Origin of the sequence: Serratia sp. Tan611 (assembly GCF_905188235.1) — a bacterium.
Lineage (GTDB): Bacteria > Pseudomonadota > Gammaproteobacteria > Enterobacterales > Enterobacteriaceae > Serratia_B > Serratia_B rhizosphaerae.
The window spans coordinates 2787364-2802404 of sequence record NZ_LR994655.1 but is presented as its reverse complement, the minus strand read 5'-3'; the positions used below and the strand labels follow the sequence as shown (position 1 = coordinate 2802404).

17 protein-coding genes are annotated in these 15041 nt (G+C 58.5%); 10 read left to right on the top strand and 7 right to left on the bottom strand.

The features are described 5' to 3' along the window. Positions 1-43: 43 nt before the first annotated feature. The 5 genes from cmoB to TAN611_RS13215 form a co-directional block, all read right to left on the bottom strand. On the bottom strand, positions 44-1015 hold the full coding sequence (gene cmoB, locus TAN611_RS13235) for a tRNA 5-methoxyuridine(34)/uridine 5-oxyacetic acid(34) synthase CmoB (RefSeq protein ID WP_105231410.1): 972 nt from the start codon (positions 1013-1015) through the stop codon (positions 44-46). After that, positions 1012-1755, bottom strand: coding sequence for a carboxy-S-adenosyl-L-methionine synthase CmoA (cmoA, locus tag TAN611_RS13230; protein WP_105231409.1), 744 nt, complete (start codon positions 1753-1755; stop codon positions 1012-1014). The genes cmoB and cmoA overlap by 4 nt, the downstream gene beginning before the upstream one ends. Positions 1756-1868: 113 nt before the next feature. Continuing rightward, positions 1869-2264: an MAPEG family protein gene (locus TAN611_RS13225; RefSeq protein WP_105231408.1), complete on the bottom strand. Its 396-nt coding sequence runs from the start codon at positions 2262-2264 to the stop codon at positions 1869-1871. 102 nt (positions 2265-2366) lie between these two features. Continuing rightward, a complete protein-coding gene (locus TAN611_RS13220) occupies positions 2367-3179 on the bottom strand; it encodes a DUF72 domain-containing protein (protein ID WP_203066553.1) in 813 nt (270 codons plus the stop codon). Positions 3180-3254: 75 nt separating this feature from the next. Continuing rightward, positions 3255-3827 (bottom strand): hydrolase, encoded by a 573-nt coding sequence (locus tag TAN611_RS13215; protein WP_187044582.1) that lies wholly within the window; start codon positions 3825-3827, stop codon positions 3255-3257. 202 nt (positions 3828-4029) lie between these two features. Between TAN611_RS13215 and TAN611_RS13210 the strand changes: the two genes are divergently transcribed. From TAN611_RS13210 to ruvB, 7 genes are all read left to right on the top strand, one after another. Further along, on the top strand, positions 4030-4317 hold the full coding sequence (locus TAN611_RS13210; protein WP_232251557.1) for a zinc ribbon domain-containing protein: 288 nt from the start codon (positions 4030-4032) through the stop codon (positions 4315-4317). Positions 4318-4328: 11 nt separating this feature from the next. Then, a complete protein-coding gene (aspS, locus tag TAN611_RS13205) occupies positions 4329-6122 on the top strand; it encodes an aspartate--tRNA ligase (RefSeq protein WP_203066552.1) in 1794 nt (597 codons plus the stop codon). Further along, on the top strand, positions 6122-6568 hold the full coding sequence (gene nudB / locus TAN611_RS13200; RefSeq protein ID WP_105231404.1) for a dihydroneopterin triphosphate diphosphatase: 447 nt from the start codon (positions 6122-6124) through the stop codon (positions 6566-6568). Before aspS ends, nudB begins: the two co-directional genes overlap by 1 nt. A gap of 19 nt (positions 6569-6587) precedes the next feature. Further along, positions 6588-7331, top strand: a complete 744-nt coding sequence (locus tag TAN611_RS13195; RefSeq protein ID WP_105231403.1) for a YebC/PmpR family DNA-binding transcriptional regulator — start codon at positions 6588-6590, stop codon at positions 7329-7331. A 73-nt stretch (positions 7332-7404) separates the two neighbouring features. Then, entirely contained in the window at positions 7405-7926 is a 522-nt protein-coding gene (gene ruvC / locus TAN611_RS13190) for a crossover junction endodeoxyribonuclease RuvC (protein WP_015672619.1), read from the top strand. 346 nt (positions 7927-8272) lie between these two features. Then, entirely contained in the window at positions 8273-8887 is a 615-nt protein-coding gene (gene ruvA / locus TAN611_RS13185; RefSeq protein WP_105231402.1) for a Holliday junction branch migration protein RuvA, read from the top strand. A gap of 21 nt (positions 8888-8908) precedes the next feature. After that, on the top strand, positions 8909-9913 hold the full coding sequence (gene ruvB, locus TAN611_RS13180) for a Holliday junction branch migration DNA helicase RuvB (protein ID WP_015672617.1): 1005 nt from the start codon (positions 8909-8911) through the stop codon (positions 9911-9913). Positions 9914-9972: 59 nt separating this feature from the next. Here ruvB and znuB read toward each other — a convergent pair whose 3' ends face one another. Together znuB and znuC are read right to left on the bottom strand one after the other, a co-directional pair. Next, on the bottom strand, positions 9973-10758 hold the full coding sequence (znuB, locus tag TAN611_RS13175; RefSeq protein WP_105231401.1) for a zinc ABC transporter permease subunit ZnuB: 786 nt from the start codon (positions 10756-10758) through the stop codon (positions 9973-9975). Next, positions 10755-11513, bottom strand: coding sequence for a zinc ABC transporter ATP-binding protein ZnuC (gene znuC, locus TAN611_RS13170; RefSeq protein ID WP_105231400.1), 759 nt, complete (start codon positions 11511-11513; stop codon positions 10755-10757). Before znuC ends, znuB begins: the two co-directional genes overlap by 4 nt. A 77-nt stretch (positions 11514-11590) precedes the next feature. Here znuC and znuA point away from each other — a divergent pair, with 77 nt between their 5' ends. From znuA to lpxM, 3 genes are all read left to right on the top strand, one after another. After that, positions 11591-12517 (top strand): zinc ABC transporter substrate-binding protein ZnuA, encoded by a 927-nt coding sequence (znuA, locus tag TAN611_RS13165; protein ID WP_105231399.1) that lies wholly within the window; start codon positions 11591-11593, stop codon positions 12515-12517. 21 nt (positions 12518-12538) lie between these two features. Further along, entirely contained in the window at positions 12539-13861 is a 1323-nt protein-coding gene (gene mepM, locus TAN611_RS13160; RefSeq protein ID WP_105231398.1) for a murein DD-endopeptidase MepM, read from the top strand. Between the two features lie 200 nt (positions 13862-14061). Beyond that, positions 14062-15030: a lauroyl-Kdo(2)-lipid IV(A) myristoyltransferase gene (gene lpxM, locus TAN611_RS13155; protein WP_203066551.1), complete on the top strand. Its 969-nt coding sequence runs from the start codon at positions 14062-14064 to the stop codon at positions 15028-15030. Positions 15031-15041 lie beyond the last annotated feature (11 nt).

The following is a 15041-nucleotide window of genomic DNA, read 5'->3' as shown; positions in this document are numbered from 1 at the left end:
CTGATTGATGCGGCGCATCGTTGGATACGCCGCGGAGAAAGTATCAGGGCTTTCTCGCCACCAGCACGGCGCGGCGCGGCGCCGGGTAGCCTTCCCGGGTTTTCGTCGGGTCGTCGGGGTCGAGGAAGTCGGCCAGCGATTCGCTGGTCATCCAGCCGGTGCGGCGCTGCTCTTCAAGGCTGGTGACGCAGACGTCGGCCACCTTCACATCGACAAAACCGCATTTTTCCAGCCAGCCCTTCAGCGCTTCGGTGGACGGGATAAAGTAAACGTTGCGCATCTGCGCGTAGCGGTCGCCCGGCACCAGCACCTGATGGCGATCGCCTTCCACCACCAACGTCTCCAGCACCAGTTCGCCTTCACGCACCAGCTGATTTTTCAGCTGATACAGGTGATCCAGCGGCGAGCGACGGTGATACAGCACCCCCATGGAGAAGACGGTGTCGAACGCAGCCAGCTCCGGCAGCTGTTCGATCCCGAGCGGCAGCAGATGCGCGCGCTGGTCGCCGCCCAGCAGCTTGCGCACCGCCTCAAACTGGCACAGGAACAGCTGCATCGGGTCGATACCCACGACAAACTGCGCGCCGGCGCCGAGCATCCGCCACATGTGATAGCCGCTGCCGCAGCCGACGTCGAGCACGGTGCGTCCCGCCAGCGGCGAGATATGCGGCAGCACGCGATCCCACTTCCAGTCGGAGTGCCATTCGGTTTCGATATCGATGCCGTACAGGGAGAACGGCCCTTTACGCCACGGCATCAGCGTGCGCAGCATGGTTTCAATGCCCTCAAGCCGGCCGGCGGACAATGGCTGGTTCATATCGGCGTGCACGCCGTTCAATAGGTCAAGCCGCTCCGGCGTCAGCAGCGGCAGGTGTTCCACCGCGTTGAACCATTGTTTGAATTTGCCGTGCAGCGATTCGCGCTGCCAGGCGCTGAGCTGTGCGGGCAGGGTGTCCAGCCAGTGGCTGAGCGGGCTTTTGGCTATTTGCTGGTAAAAATCGCCGAACTCGATCATGCGCTTTCTCCCGCTTTCAGGGCGATCAGCGAACCGAAGTTAAAGCACTGGAACCACACTTCCGCGTGTTCAAAGCCGGCCTGCTGCAGGCGCGCTTTATGGGCTTCGACCGAGTCGGTCAGCATGACGTTTTCCAACATGCTGCGTTTCTGGCTGATTTCCAGCTCGCTGTAGCCGTTGGCGCGCTTGAAGTCGTGGTGCATATTGAACAGCAACTCGCCGACCGGCGCGTCCTCGAAGCTGAATTTCTCCGACAGCACCAGCGCGCCGCCCGGGCGCAGCCCACGGTAAACCTGTTGCAACAGGCGCAGGCGGTCGGCAGGTTCGAGAAATTGCAGGGTGAAGTTCAGCACCACCATCGAGGCGTTCTCGATCTTGATGTCGAGAATATCGGCTTCAATCACCTCGACCGGCGTCTCGGCGCGAAAGGCGTCGATATGGCGACGGCAGCGCTCGACCATGGCCGGCGAGTTGTCCACCGCAATGATTTTACAGTCCGCCACGCTGATATTCCGCCGCATCGACAGCGTGGCCGCACCCAGTGAACACCCCAGATCATAGACCTGGCTGTGCGGCTGCACGAAGCGTTCCGCCAGCATGCCGATCATGGAAATAATATTGGAGTAGCCGGGCACGGAGCGCTGGATCATATCGGGGAACACTTCAGCAACGCGTTCGTCAAAGGTCCAGTCGCCCAGCTTGTCGATAGGGGCGGAAAACAGAGTATCGCGGTTTGGCATAGCGGCAAAAAATCAGGTCAGAATTCGAAGGGGCGTATTCTAACAGATATCGGCGTGAGAGATCACATTATCGATGCGGAAACAGGCGGCATCGCCGCCTGGAAAGTGAGGGTTCAGTGCAGCGAAAAGATCAGTTCCCATGGCAGATAGTAGGTATTCGCCAGCACCATCAGCACCAGGGAGATATAGGTGGCGGCCATACCTGAACGGCGCCAGCGGACTTCGCGGTTGCGCAGGCCATAGAAATGCACCAGACGTCCGGCGATCAGCATCAGGCCGCTGAGGTGAATCAGCCATATTTCTGCGCCGTTCATCTCCATCAGCACCAGCAGTACGGCGGCGATCGGAATATATTCTACGGCGTTGCCGTGTACGCGGATGGCGGTCTGCAACTCGTAAAAGCCCCCGTCGCCGTAAGCGACGCGGTACTGCATCCTGAGTTTGACTACGTCATAAGAGAGTTTGATTAACAACAATGCGCCGAGCACCACATAGAGCGCGCTTACCATTTTTAACTCCATTCCCTAACCAAAAACTGGCCCCTGCATAATAGCCGCCATTTGTTTGGCTGTCGCGGAGAAAAATCTGATGTAATACGCCAGATTAATTGGTTAAAACAGTGAATCCTGTTCGGGCCAGTCGGGTGCAGCAGGCAGCGACGGTATCTTTTCCCGCAGCAACTGCCAGATCTTTTGCGCCTGCTGCGGCGAATCACCGTTATCCGGCGTATGGATAAACAGATAAGGCGTATGCTGTTGCCAATTCGCCAGCTTATGTTGCCAGGCATCGAACCAGCGCAGGTTGTCGCCCAGTACGTTGCCGCCGATAAAACGCACCAGCGGATTGTCAGCGGTAACCAGAGCGTGTACCGGCAGCTTCGGCTTCTTTTGCTGGGCATCGCGTACCGCCGCACTGTTCGGCGCGGCGTGGTGCACCGGTCGGCTGTCTAAGATCACCCGGTTAATGCCGCGTTGGTGCAGCCCCTGGTTCAGCAGACGCTCTTCTTCGCCTTTGGCGAAGAAGGCGGGGTGGCGCACTTCGACGCCGTAGGTGAATGCGCCGGGCAGGGTGTCGAAAAACGCCCACAGCGCCGGCAGTTCCGCCGGACCGAAGGCCGCCGGCAGTTGCAGCCACAGCTGGCCGATACGCTGCTCCAGCGGCGCCAGGCACTGGTAAAACGCCTGCACGTCGGCGTCGCAATGGCGCAGCGCCGCCTTATGGCTGATTTCAGCGGGGAATTTGAAACAGAAGCGAAAATCGTCGTGGGTCATCGCTCGCCAGCGCTGCACGATCTCAGCTTTCGGCAGGGCATAAAAGGTGGTGTTGCCCTCGACGCAGTTAAAATAGCGGCTGTAGTCCGCCAGATCCCGCAGTCCGATGCGGTTCCAGGCGGGATGGTGCCATTGCGGTAATCCGATATACATCCGTTCCTTCGCAAGTTATCGGCTGCCCGGCGGGCGGGCAGCGCAAAATAGAAAGTGCTTACGTTAACCCGTCGCTTACAGCGCGGCAAGAATTTCGCTGGTGCTGCGTACGCGCGCCAGGCGCGGGAAGATATTCTGGAAGGCGAACTGGTGCATGTCCGCGTTCTGCGCGCTGCACATATCTTCGGCGATCACCAGTTCGAAGCCGCGTTCCCACGCGTCGCGCGCGGTGGATTCTACGCCGATATTGGTGGCGATGCCGCCGAGCACGATGCTTTTAATGCCGCGGCGGCGCAGCTGCAGCTCCAGGTCGGTGCCGTAGAAGGCGCCCCACTGGCGTTTGGTGACCAGAATATCGTCATCACTGACCGCCAGCGTTTCCGGGAAGGTCCACCAGTTATCGGGCAGGCCGCCGACCGGCGGTGGAGAAGGCTGATCAACCGGCTGTTGCAGCGCTTCGGCAAAGCTTGCGGACCAGCCGACGCGCACCAAAATCACCGGTGCGCCAAGTGCGCGGAAGCGTCCCGCCAGATGGGCGGCGTGAGTGACGACCTGTTCAGCGCTGTGCGGGCCGCCGGCAAAGGGTAAAATACCCTGTTGCAGGTCAATCAGTACCAGAGCGGTGGTTGAGGTATCAAGTTTCAGCATGGCGTTGTCTCATTGCGAAAAGGGGGTTGGGCGGTTTGCCGCCGGGTTTGTAACAATCAAGCGTAAATCTAGGCTACGTGAACATTTGCGCCGCTGTTAACGGGAAATTTGTTAATCAATGTGTGGTTCGGACAAAAAGGCAGCATTTAGTCGCAGAACAATACGCGCTTCGCACTTATCGGGCGGATGAATTTCCTTTATAATGACCGCCTTTTTTCAACTCTCTTTAATCCAACGACCTATGCCGATTTATGAATATGCATGTGGTGCTTGCACTCATCGATTAGAGAAATTGCAGAAATTTTCCGATGCGCCGCTGACGGATTGTCCGGCGTGTGGGCAGCCTGCGTTGACAAAATTGATCTCCGCAGCCGGATTCCAGCTGAAAGGCACCGGCTGGTACGCGACTGATTTTAAACCGGGCAACAAGAGTTCATCAGATAACAGCGGCGCCCAGGGCAACACGTCCGGCGCGGCATCGGCTGAGTAAAAGGATAGCGTATGCGTACTGAATATTGCGGGCAGTTGAATCTGTCCCACGTGGGCCAGGAAGTGACTTTGTGCGGCTGGGTAAACCGTCGCCGTGATTTGGGCGGCCTGATCTTTATTGATATGCGCGATCGCGAAGGCATCGTGCAGGTGTTCTTCGACCCGGATAAAAAAGCGGCGTTCGACAAAGCGTTCGAACTGCGCAACGAATTCTGCATCCAGATCGTCGGCACCGTACGCGCGCGTCCGGACAGCCAAATCAATAAAGATATGGCCACCGGCGAAGTGGAAGTGTTCGCCCATGCGCTCGAGATTATCAACCGTTCCGAGCCGCTGCCGCTGGACGCCAACCAGACCAACAGCGAAGAAGCGCGTCTGAAATACCGCTACCTGGACCTGCGTCGCCCGGAAATGGCCGACCGTCTGAAGACCCGCGCCAAGATCACCAGTTTTGTCCGTCGTTTTATGGACGACCATGGCTTCCTGGATATTGAAACGCCGATGCTGACCAAGGCGACGCCGGAAGGCGCGCGCGACTATCTGGTGCCGAGCCGCGTACATAAAGGCAAGTTCTACGCGCTGCCACAGTCGCCGCAGCTGTTCAAACAGCTGCTGATGATGTCCGGTTTTGACCGCTACTATCAGATCGTCAAATGTTTCCGCGACGAAGACCTGCGTGCCGATCGCCAGCCTGAATTCACCCAGATCGATGTCGAAACGTCCTTTATGAGCGCCGAGCAAGTGCGCACCGTAATGGAACAGCTGGTGCGTGAACTGTGGCAGGATGTGAAGGGCGTGGATCTGGGCGACTTCCCGATCATGACCTTTGCCGAAGCGATGCGCCGCTACGGTTCCGACAAACCGGATCTGCGTAACCCGCTGGAGCTGGTGGACGTGGCCGAACTGGTGAAAGACGTCGAATTTAAAGTGTTCTCCGGCCCGGCCAATGATGCCAAAGGCCGCGTGGCGGCGATCCGCGTACCGGGCGGCGCGCAGCTGACCCGTAAGCAGATCGACGAGTACGGCGCATTCGTTAACATCTACGGCGCCAAAGGGCTGGCGTGGCTGAAAGTGAATGACCGTGCCGCCGGGATGGAAGGGGTACAAAGCCCGATCGCCAAATTCCTCAGCGCGGACGTGCTGGAAGCGATGCTGGCGCGCACCGACGCACAAAGCGGCGATATTCTGTTCTTCGGCGCGGACAGCAGCAAAATCGTCACCGATGCGATGGGCGCGCTGCGTCTGAAGCTGGGCCGCGATCTGCAGCTGACCAAGCTGGACGCCTGGGCGCCGCTGTGGGTGGTTGATTTCCCGATGTTCGAAGAAGACGACGAAGGCGGTCTGGCGGCGATGCACCATCCGTTTACCGCTCCGCGTGACTCCTCGCCGGAAGCGCTGGCGCAGGCGCCGACCGAAGCCATCGCCAACGCCTACGACATGGTGTTGAATGGCTACGAAGTGGGCGGTGGCTCGGTGCGTATTCACCGCAGCGAAATGCAGCAGACGGTGTTCAGCATTCTGGGCATCGACGAACACGAACAGCGTGAGAAGTTCGGCTTCCTGCTGGACGCGCTGAAGTACGGCACGCCGCCGCACGCCGGCCTGGCCTTCGGCCTGGATCGCCTGGTGATGCTGCTGACCGGCACGGAAAATATCCGTGACGTGATCGCCTTCCCGAAAACCACCGCTGCCGCCTGTCTGATGACCGACGCACCGAGCTTCGCCAACCCGGCGGCGCTGCAGGAGCTGTCCATCAGCGTGGTGAAAAAGGGCGCGGCGGACGACGCTAACTCAGAGAACGCGTGATGAACTATAAACGCCCCGAGTCGGTTCTGGTGGTGATTTATGCGCGTTCCAGCGGCCGGGTGCTCATGTTACAGCGGCGGGACGATACCGAATTCTGGCAGTCGGTGACCGGCAGCCTGGAGGCGGATGAATCGCCGCTGCATGCTGCGCAGCGTGAAATCAAAGAAGAAGTCGGCATCGATGTGGTGGCGGAGAATCTGCCGCTGTTCGATTGCCAGCGCTGCGTGGAGTTTGAACTCTTTGTCCACTTGCGACATCGCTATGCGCCGGGAACCACGCGCAATAAAGAGCACTGGTTCTGTCTGGCATTGCCCGCAGAGCGCGATCCGGTGATTACCGAGCATCACGCCTATCGGTGGCTTGAGGCGGCGGAAGCCGTCAAACTGACCAAGTCATGGAGCAACCAGCAGGCGATTGAAGAGTTTGTGATTAATTCAGTCCAGTAGTTTTTTTTGGAGATTTTTTATGGCAGGTCATAGTAAGTGGGCCAACACAAAACACCGTAAAGCGGCGCAAGACGCCAAACGCGGTAAGATTTTCACCAAAATTATTCGTGAACTGGTCACCGCGGCCAAACTGGGCGGCGGCGATCCCGACGCCAACCCGCGTCTGCGCGCGGCGATGGATAAGGCGCTGTCCAACAACATGACGCGCGACACCATGAACCGCGCCATTGCCCGCGGCGTCGGCGGTGAAGACGACAGCAACATGGAAACCATCATCTATGAAGGTTACGGTCCGGGCGGCACCGCCATCATGATCGAATGCCTGAGTGACAACCGCAACCGCACCGTGGCGGAAGTGCGTCACGCCTTCACCAAGTGCGGCGGCAACCTCGGCACCGACGGCTCCGTGGCGTACCTGTTCACCAAAAAAGGCGTGATCACCTTTGCGCCGGGCCTGGATGAAGACAGCGTGATGGAAGCGGCGCTGGAAGCCGGCGCGGAAGATATCGTGACTTATGATGACGGCGCGATCGACGTTTACACCGCGTGGGAAAACCTGGGCGAAGTGAAAGACGCGCTGGCGACCGCCGGCTTTACCGCCGAAGCGGCGGAAGTGTCGATGATCCCGTCGACCAAAGCCGATATGGATGCGGAAACCGCGCCGAAGCTGCTGCGTCTGATCGATATGCTGGAAGACTGCGACGACGTGCAGGAGGTTTACCACAACGGTGAGATCTCCGACGAGGTGGCGGCTACGCTGTAATGCGTGGTGAATATGGCGCTGCGCTGTTGCAGCGCCTGACGCCGTTGGCGGGCAAGACGGAGCGGACGACATAATGGCGATTATCCTCGGTATTGACCCGGGTTCGCGCATCACCGGCTATGGCCTGATTCGTCAGCAGGGGCGCCAGCTGTCGTATATCGCCAGCGGCTGCATCCGCACCGTCGTGGACGATATGCCGACGCGGCTGAAGCTGATTTATGCCGGCGTCAGCGAGATTATTACGCAGTTCCAGCCGGATTTCTTCGCCATCGAACAGGTGTTTATGGCCAAGAACCCGGACTCGGCGCTCAAATTGGGGCAGGCGCGCGGCGTGGCGATCGTTGCTGCGGTCAACCAGAATCTTGAGGTGTTTGAGTACGCCGCCCGTCAGGTCAAACAGACGGTGGTCGGCACCGGCGCGGCCGAGAAGGCGCAGGTGCAGCATATGGTGCGTTCGTTGCTTAAACTGTCCGCCAGTCCGCAGGCGGACGCCGCCGATGCGCTGGCTATCGCCATCACCCACTGCCACCTCAGCCAGAATGTGCTGCGGATGAGCGAAGGGCGGTTAAGCATGGCGCGCGGGCGTTTAAAATAAGCGTTATCAGGCTGCGAAGAGATTACGGGCGGATAACGGGCAGGCCGGATATTCATACTGCCTCAGACTGCTGACAAAGCGCGTTATAAGAAGAGCGTGGCGATGGGGTCGTAGCGGCGTTAGCCGCCGGACAAATTTGCCGGGAGCAAATTTGAACAACCGACAGGTTGGCCCGCAGGGATGCGTCCCATAATGCTCCTCGTTACGCTAGGCCTGGGTATATCGGGCCATCAGATGGCTTTGCCATCAACTTCAGGCTGGATATTCATCCAGCCTTTTTTATGTTATAAGCTTAGCAGCATGGCATGGCCGCGGGCCGTGAACAAGAATTGAAGCTGGAGGGTAAATGATAGGTCGTCTCAGAGGTAATATCCTGGAAAAACAGCCGCCGCTGGTGTTGTTGGAAGCGAACGGCGTCGGTTATGAAGTGCATATGCCGATGACCTGCTTCTACGAACTGCCGGAGCTGGGGCAGGAAGCGATCGTATTTACCCATTTCGTGGTGCGTGAAGATGCGCAGCTGCTGTATGGTTTTAACGATAAACAGGAACGCGCGCTGTTTCGCGAGCTGATTAAGGTTAACGGCGTAGGGCCGAAGCTGGCGTTGGCGATCCTGTCCGGCATGTCGGCGCAACAGTTTGTCACCACGGTAGAGCGTGAGGAAATCACCGCGCTGGTGAAGCTGCCGGGCGTGGGCAAAAAGACCGCCGAGCGTCTGGTGGTGGAAATGAAAGACCGCTTTAAAGGGCTTAACGGCGACCTGTTTGCCAACAGCAGTGAGATCAACCTGCCGGCCAACGCCGGCAAGGCATCGGAAGCGGATATTGAAGCCGAGGCCGCTGCGGCGCTGGTGGCGCTGGGATACAAACCGCAGGAAGCCAGCCGTATGGTCGGTAAAGTGGCCAAGCCGGGCGCTGATTGTGAAACCCTGATCCGCGACGCGCTGCGCGCGGCCCTGTAACCGCCGGGATAAGGATAAGAAATGATTGAAGCCGACCGCCTGATCTCAGCCGAGCCGATCACGGAAGAAGAGGTGATCGATCGCGCCATCCGCCCCAAAATGCTGGCGGAGTACGTGGGCCAACCGCACGTTCGCGAGCAGATGGAAATCTTTATTCAGGCGGCCAGACTGCGGGGCGACGCGCTCGATCACCTGCTGATTTTCGGGCCGCCGGGGCTGGGGAAAACCACATTGGCCAATATCGTCGCCAATGAAATGGGTGTCAACCTGCGCACTACCTCCGGTCCGGTGCTGGAAAAGGCCGGCGATCTGGCGGCGATGCTCACCAACCTTGAACCGCACGACGTGCTGTTTATCGATGAGATTCACCGGCTGTCGCCGGCGGTGGAAGAGGTGCTGTACCCGGCGATGGAAGACTATCAGCTGGATATTATGATCGGCGAAGGGCCGGCGGCGCGTTCGATCAAAATCGATCTGCCGCCTTTCACCCTGGTCGGCGCCACCACCCGCGCCGGCTCGCTGACCTCGCCGCTGCGCGATCGCTTCGGCATTGTCCAGCGGCTGGAGTTCTATCAGGTGGCCGATCTGGAGCACATCGTCTCGCGCAGCGCCAGCTGCCTGGGGCTGACGCTGTCGCCGGACGGCGCACACGAGGTGGCGCGCCGGGCGCGCGGTACGCCGCGTATCGCCAACCGCTTATTGCGCCGGGTGCGGGATTTCGCCGAGGTGCGGGCCGACGGCCAGATGACAGGCGAAGTCGCGGCGCAGGCGCTGAATATGCTGAATGTGGATGCGGAAGGGTTCGACTATATGGACCGTAAGCTGCTGCTGGCGATTATCGATAAGTTTACCGGCGGGCCGGTAGGGTTGGATAACCTGGCGGCGGCGATTGGCGAAGAGCGTGAAACGATTGAAGACGTGATTGAGCCGTTCCTGATTCAGCAAGGCTTTATTCAGCGCACGCCGCGCGGACGCATGGCGACCAACCATGCCTATAAGCATTTCGGTATTGAGCGCGAAGAGTGACAGGAAGAATTGACGAAAAAAGGGTCGCGTAAGCGACCCTTTTTGCTGGCTAACGGCGATTACGCTTGCTGTTTTTTCGACAGGCTGAAGACAAACAAAATGGCTGCGCACAGCACCACCGACGGGCCGGCCGGCGTATCGTAAAACGCCGAGAAGGTCAGGCCGCCGGTTACCGCCAGCATGCCGACCAGTACGGCGATGCCGGCCATTTGCTCCGGCGTGCGGGCAAACCGGCGCGCGGTGGCTGCCGGGATAATCAGCAGCGAGGTAATAATCAGCGCGCCGACAAACTTCATTGCCAGGCCGATGGTCAGCGCGGTCACCATCATCAGCACGATGCGCGTGCGCGCCAGATTGACGCCGTCAACGTGTGCCATTTCCGGGCTGATGGTCATCGATAGCAGATTGCGCCACTGCCAGTAGAGCACCAACAGGACGATCGCCACGCCGACGGCAATCATCGCAATGTCATCCGTGGTCACTGACAGTAAATCACCAAACAGGTAGGCCATCAGATCGACACGCACATCGGACATCAGCGCCACCACCACCAGGCCGAGCGACAGCGCACTGTGCGCCATAATGCCCAGCAGGGTATCCAGAGAGAGCTGCGGACGCCGTTCCAGCCATACCAGCAGCAGAGCCAGCAACAGGGTAACGGCGATTACCGCGTAAAACGGATTGATGTCCAACAGCAGGCCGAAGGCGACGCCCAGCAGCGACGCGTGCGCCAGCGTATCGCCGAAATAGGACATCCGGCGCCAGACGACAAACGAGCCCAGCGGGCCGGCGGCGGTGGCCAGCAGAATGCCGGCCAGCCAGCCGGGGAATAACAGTTCGATCATGCGTCACGACTCCCGGTTTTCTTTAATACGATACGTCCCTTTAAATCGTGACGGTGATTATGGTGATGGCGGTAAATAGCCAGTTGCTCTGCGCCGCGGTTACCGAACATGGCAATAAATTCGGGATGTGTCGACACCGCCTCCGGTGTACCGGAACAGCAGATATGCTGATTCAGACACAGTACTTCGTCGGTTTTTGCCATCACCAGATGCAGATCGTGGGAAACCATCAGCACGGCGCAGTCCAGCTCATGGCGCAGTTGGTCGATCAGATCGTACAGCGCCAACTGGCCGTTGACGTCGACGCCCTGCGTCGGTTCATCAAGCACCAGCAACTGCGGGCGGTTTAGCAGCGCCCGGGCCAGCAGCACGCGCTGTGTTTCGCCGCCGGACAGCTTTTGCATCGGCTGTTCCAACAGATGCGCCGCCTGTACCCGTTTGAGCGCCGGCAGAATATCTGCCTTTTTGACCCCGGGCTTGAGCCGCATAAACCGGCTGACCGTCAGGGGCAGGGTGGCATCCAGATGCAGCTTTTGCGGCACATAGCCGATACGCAGGCCCGGCTGGCGCTCAATGTCGCCTTTGGTCGGCGCAATAAGGCCGAGCACCACGCGCACCAGCGTCGACTTACCCGCACCGTTCGGCCCCAGCAGCGTTAGTATGCGGCCAGGTTGCAGGCTGAGAGAAATATTCGACAGCACATTGCGGCTGCCGAACGAAACGGAGATATTTTTTAACGTTGTCAGTGTAGACATTTCTGATTACATCTTGCAGAACTTACCGAATGTTATAATATCACGCTTCGCTGACAAACACGACGGGATAACACACGATGATACAGAAAAAAAAATGGCTGCAGCGTGCGCTGTTGGCAAGCGCGCTGATGATGGCCGGTAGTGCGACGGCGGCGGTGGTGACATCGGTTCGTCCGCTAGGGTTTATTGCCTCCGCCATCGCCGATGGCGTGACGGAAACCGAAGTTCTGCTGCCGAACGGCGCATCGCCCCATGACTTCGCGCTGCGTCCCTCCGATCTGCGCCGTCTGCGCTCGGCTGACTTGGTGGTGTGGGTCGGCCCGGAGCTAGAGGCGTTCCTCAGCAAGCCGCTGCAGCCGATTGATGCGCAAAAGCAGCTGTCCGTGGCCGCGCTGCCGGCGATAAAACCGCTGCTGCTGAAGGATGCCGAAGGGGGCGAACATCATCATGAAGGGCATGACGATGAGCACGAACACGGTCACCATCACGGCGAATACAATATGCACCTCTGGCTGTCTCCGGAGATGGCAAAAGTGACTGCGATCGCGATTCATGACAGATTGTTGGAACTTATGCCGCAAAATAAAGACAAACTAGACGCGAACCTGCGTCAGTTCGAGAATCTGCTGACGCAAACTGACAAAAATGTTGGTAAGATGCTTACGCCTGTGCAAGGCAAGGGATATTTTGTTTTTCATGACGCTTACGGTTATTTTGAAAAACACTACGGCTTGAGTCCACTGGGCCATTTTACCGTTAACCCTGAGATTCAGCCTGGAGCACAGCGCTTACACCAAATTCGAACACAGTTGGTTGAGCAGAAAGCAGTATGCGTTTTTGCTGAGCCACAATTCAGGCCGGCCGTAATCACTGCCGTTGCCAAGGGTACCAAGGTGCGTTCTGGAACGCTGGACCCGTTGGGTAGCGGCATCGCATTGGGGAAGGACAGCTACGGGAACTTCCTGACAGCGCTGTCGAACCAATACGTGAGCTGCCTGAAGTAAAGCTTATGAGGATATCCAAGAGTGCAGCAGATAGTCCGAACTATCGCTCTGGCGTATAACAACCTGCCTCGGCCCCATCGCGTCATGCTGGGGTCGCTGACAGTCGTCACATTGGCCGTTGCTGTTTGGCGGCCTTTTGTTTATCACCCAGACCATAACCCCATCGTTAAGAACGTCGAACTAGAATCCAGCCAGCTACATTCGCTGTTGCCTGAGGCCAGCGAACCTATCGATATCGATCAACCTACCCCAGATGATGAAATCCCGCAGGATGAGCTGGACCAAAAGGTCGCCGGCGAGGAAGGGGTGCATGAATATGTTGTATCTACCGGCGATACCCTGAGCAGCATTTTGACACAGTACGGCATCGACATGTCGGATGTCGCGCTGCTGGCGTCGCAAAACCGCGACCTGCGTAATTTAAAAATCGGCCAGCAGCTCTCCTGGACGGTGAACGAGGCCGGCGATCTGCAAACGCTGACCTGGGAAGTATCCCGCCGCGAGACCCGCACCTATGAGCGCGTAGGCAACAATTTCAAATCCAGCGAAGAAACCCAAGAGGGCGTGTGGAGCAACAAGGTTATCAGCGGCCGGTTGAACGGCAGCTTTGTCGCCAGCGCTTCCTCCGCCGGGTTGAGCCGTGCTGAAATCAGCGCGGTGACCAAGGCGCTGCAGTGGCAGCTGGACTTCCGTAAGCTGCGCAAAGGCGACCAGTTTGCGGTGCTGATGTCGCGTGAGCACTTTGAAGGCAAGCGTGAGCAAAGCCAACTGCTGGGCGTGCGTATGCGTACCGGCGGTAAAAACTACTATGCAATTCGCGCCGAGGACGGCAAATTCTACGATCGTCAGGGTTCCGGCCTGGCGCGCGGCTTTATGCGTTTCCCGACCATGAAGCAGTTCCGTATCTCCTCCAACTTCAACCCGCGCCGTGTTAACCCGGTCACCGGTCGTATTGCGCCCCATAAAGGCGTCGACTTTGCGATGCCGGTCGGGACGCCGGTATTGGCTGTGGGTGATGGAGAAGTGGTTATCGCCAAGCGCAGCGGCGCGGCGGGCAACTATGTGGCTATTCGTCACGGCCGCCAATACACCACGCGCTATATGCACCTGAAGAAACTGCTGGTGAAGCCAGGTCAGAAAGTAAAACGCGGCGATCGCATTGCGCTTTCCGGCAATACCGGGCGCTCTACCGGGCCGCACCTGCACTATGAGTTCTGGGTTGGCAAGCAGGCGGTGAATCCGCTGACGGCCAAACTGCCGCGTTCTGAAGGCCTGAGCGGTAAAGATCGCCGTGAATACCTGGCGCAGGTGAAGGAAGTGGTGCCGCAGTTGCAGCTGGACTGAGTCCGCCGTTAAAATTTATTCATTGGCCCGATCCGCGATCGGGCCTTTTCCTTATTTGGCGTTTCGCCGTGGCGAATTGCAAATTCATCATCTGCAATTATTATACCCAATAGCCTTTGAATCGCGTGCGAGTGGGAAAATCGCCGTGCAGCGCGTAATGTCTGGGATAATAGCCGAATCGCTAAGTTAAGAGTTGGTGCATGCAAAACGAAAAAAAGTCGAACGTAGAATTTATCCCGCAGTTTCAAAAAGCCTTCTTCCATCCGCGCTACTGGGGCGTCTGGCTGGGGACGGGGCTGATGGCCGGCGTCTCGCTGATACCTGCGCGGATGCGTGATCCGCTGCTGGGCGGCTTGGGCCGGTTGGCCGGTCGGGTGGCAAAAGGCGCCCGTCGTCGCGCCCGTATTAATCTGTTGTATTGCCTGCCGGACGTGCCGGAAAGCGATCGCGAGCATATCATTGATGAAATGTTCGCCACCGCGCCGCAGTCGATGGTGCTGATGGCGGAGCTGGCTTGTACTAACCCGCAGCGGGTACTGAAGCGCGTGCGCTGGCACGGTGAAGAGGTGCTGGATAAGGTCCGCGCAGAAGGGCGCAACGTTATTTTCCTGGTACCGCATGGCTGGGCGGTGGACGTGCCGGCGATGCTGATGGCGGCGCGTGGTCAGCCGATGGCGGCGATGTTCCATAACCAGCGTAACCAACTGGTGGACTATCTGTGGAATGCGGTAAGACGCAAATTTGGCGGCCGCATGCATGCACGTAACGACGGCATTAAACCCTTTATCAGTTCAGTTCGCCAAGGGTACTGGGGCTATTATCTGCCGGATCAGGACCATGGTGCAGAGCACAGCGAGTTTGTCGACTTCTTCGCTACCTATAAGGCAACGCTGCCGGCGGTCGGACGCCTGATGAAAGTGTGCCGCGCGGCGATCGTGCCATTATTCCCGGTGTATGACGGTAAAACCAGCATGTTGGATATCTATATCCGCGAACCGATGGACGATCTGGCTCAGGCTGACGACAACCGCATTGCCCGGCGGATGAATGAAGAGGTGGAGAACCTGGTGGGGCCGAACCCTGAGCAGTACACCTGGATCCTCAAACTGTTGAAGACGCGTAAGGAAGGGGAGATTGAACCCTATTCGCGCGATGATTTATACCGCTGATGCGTAGGTGA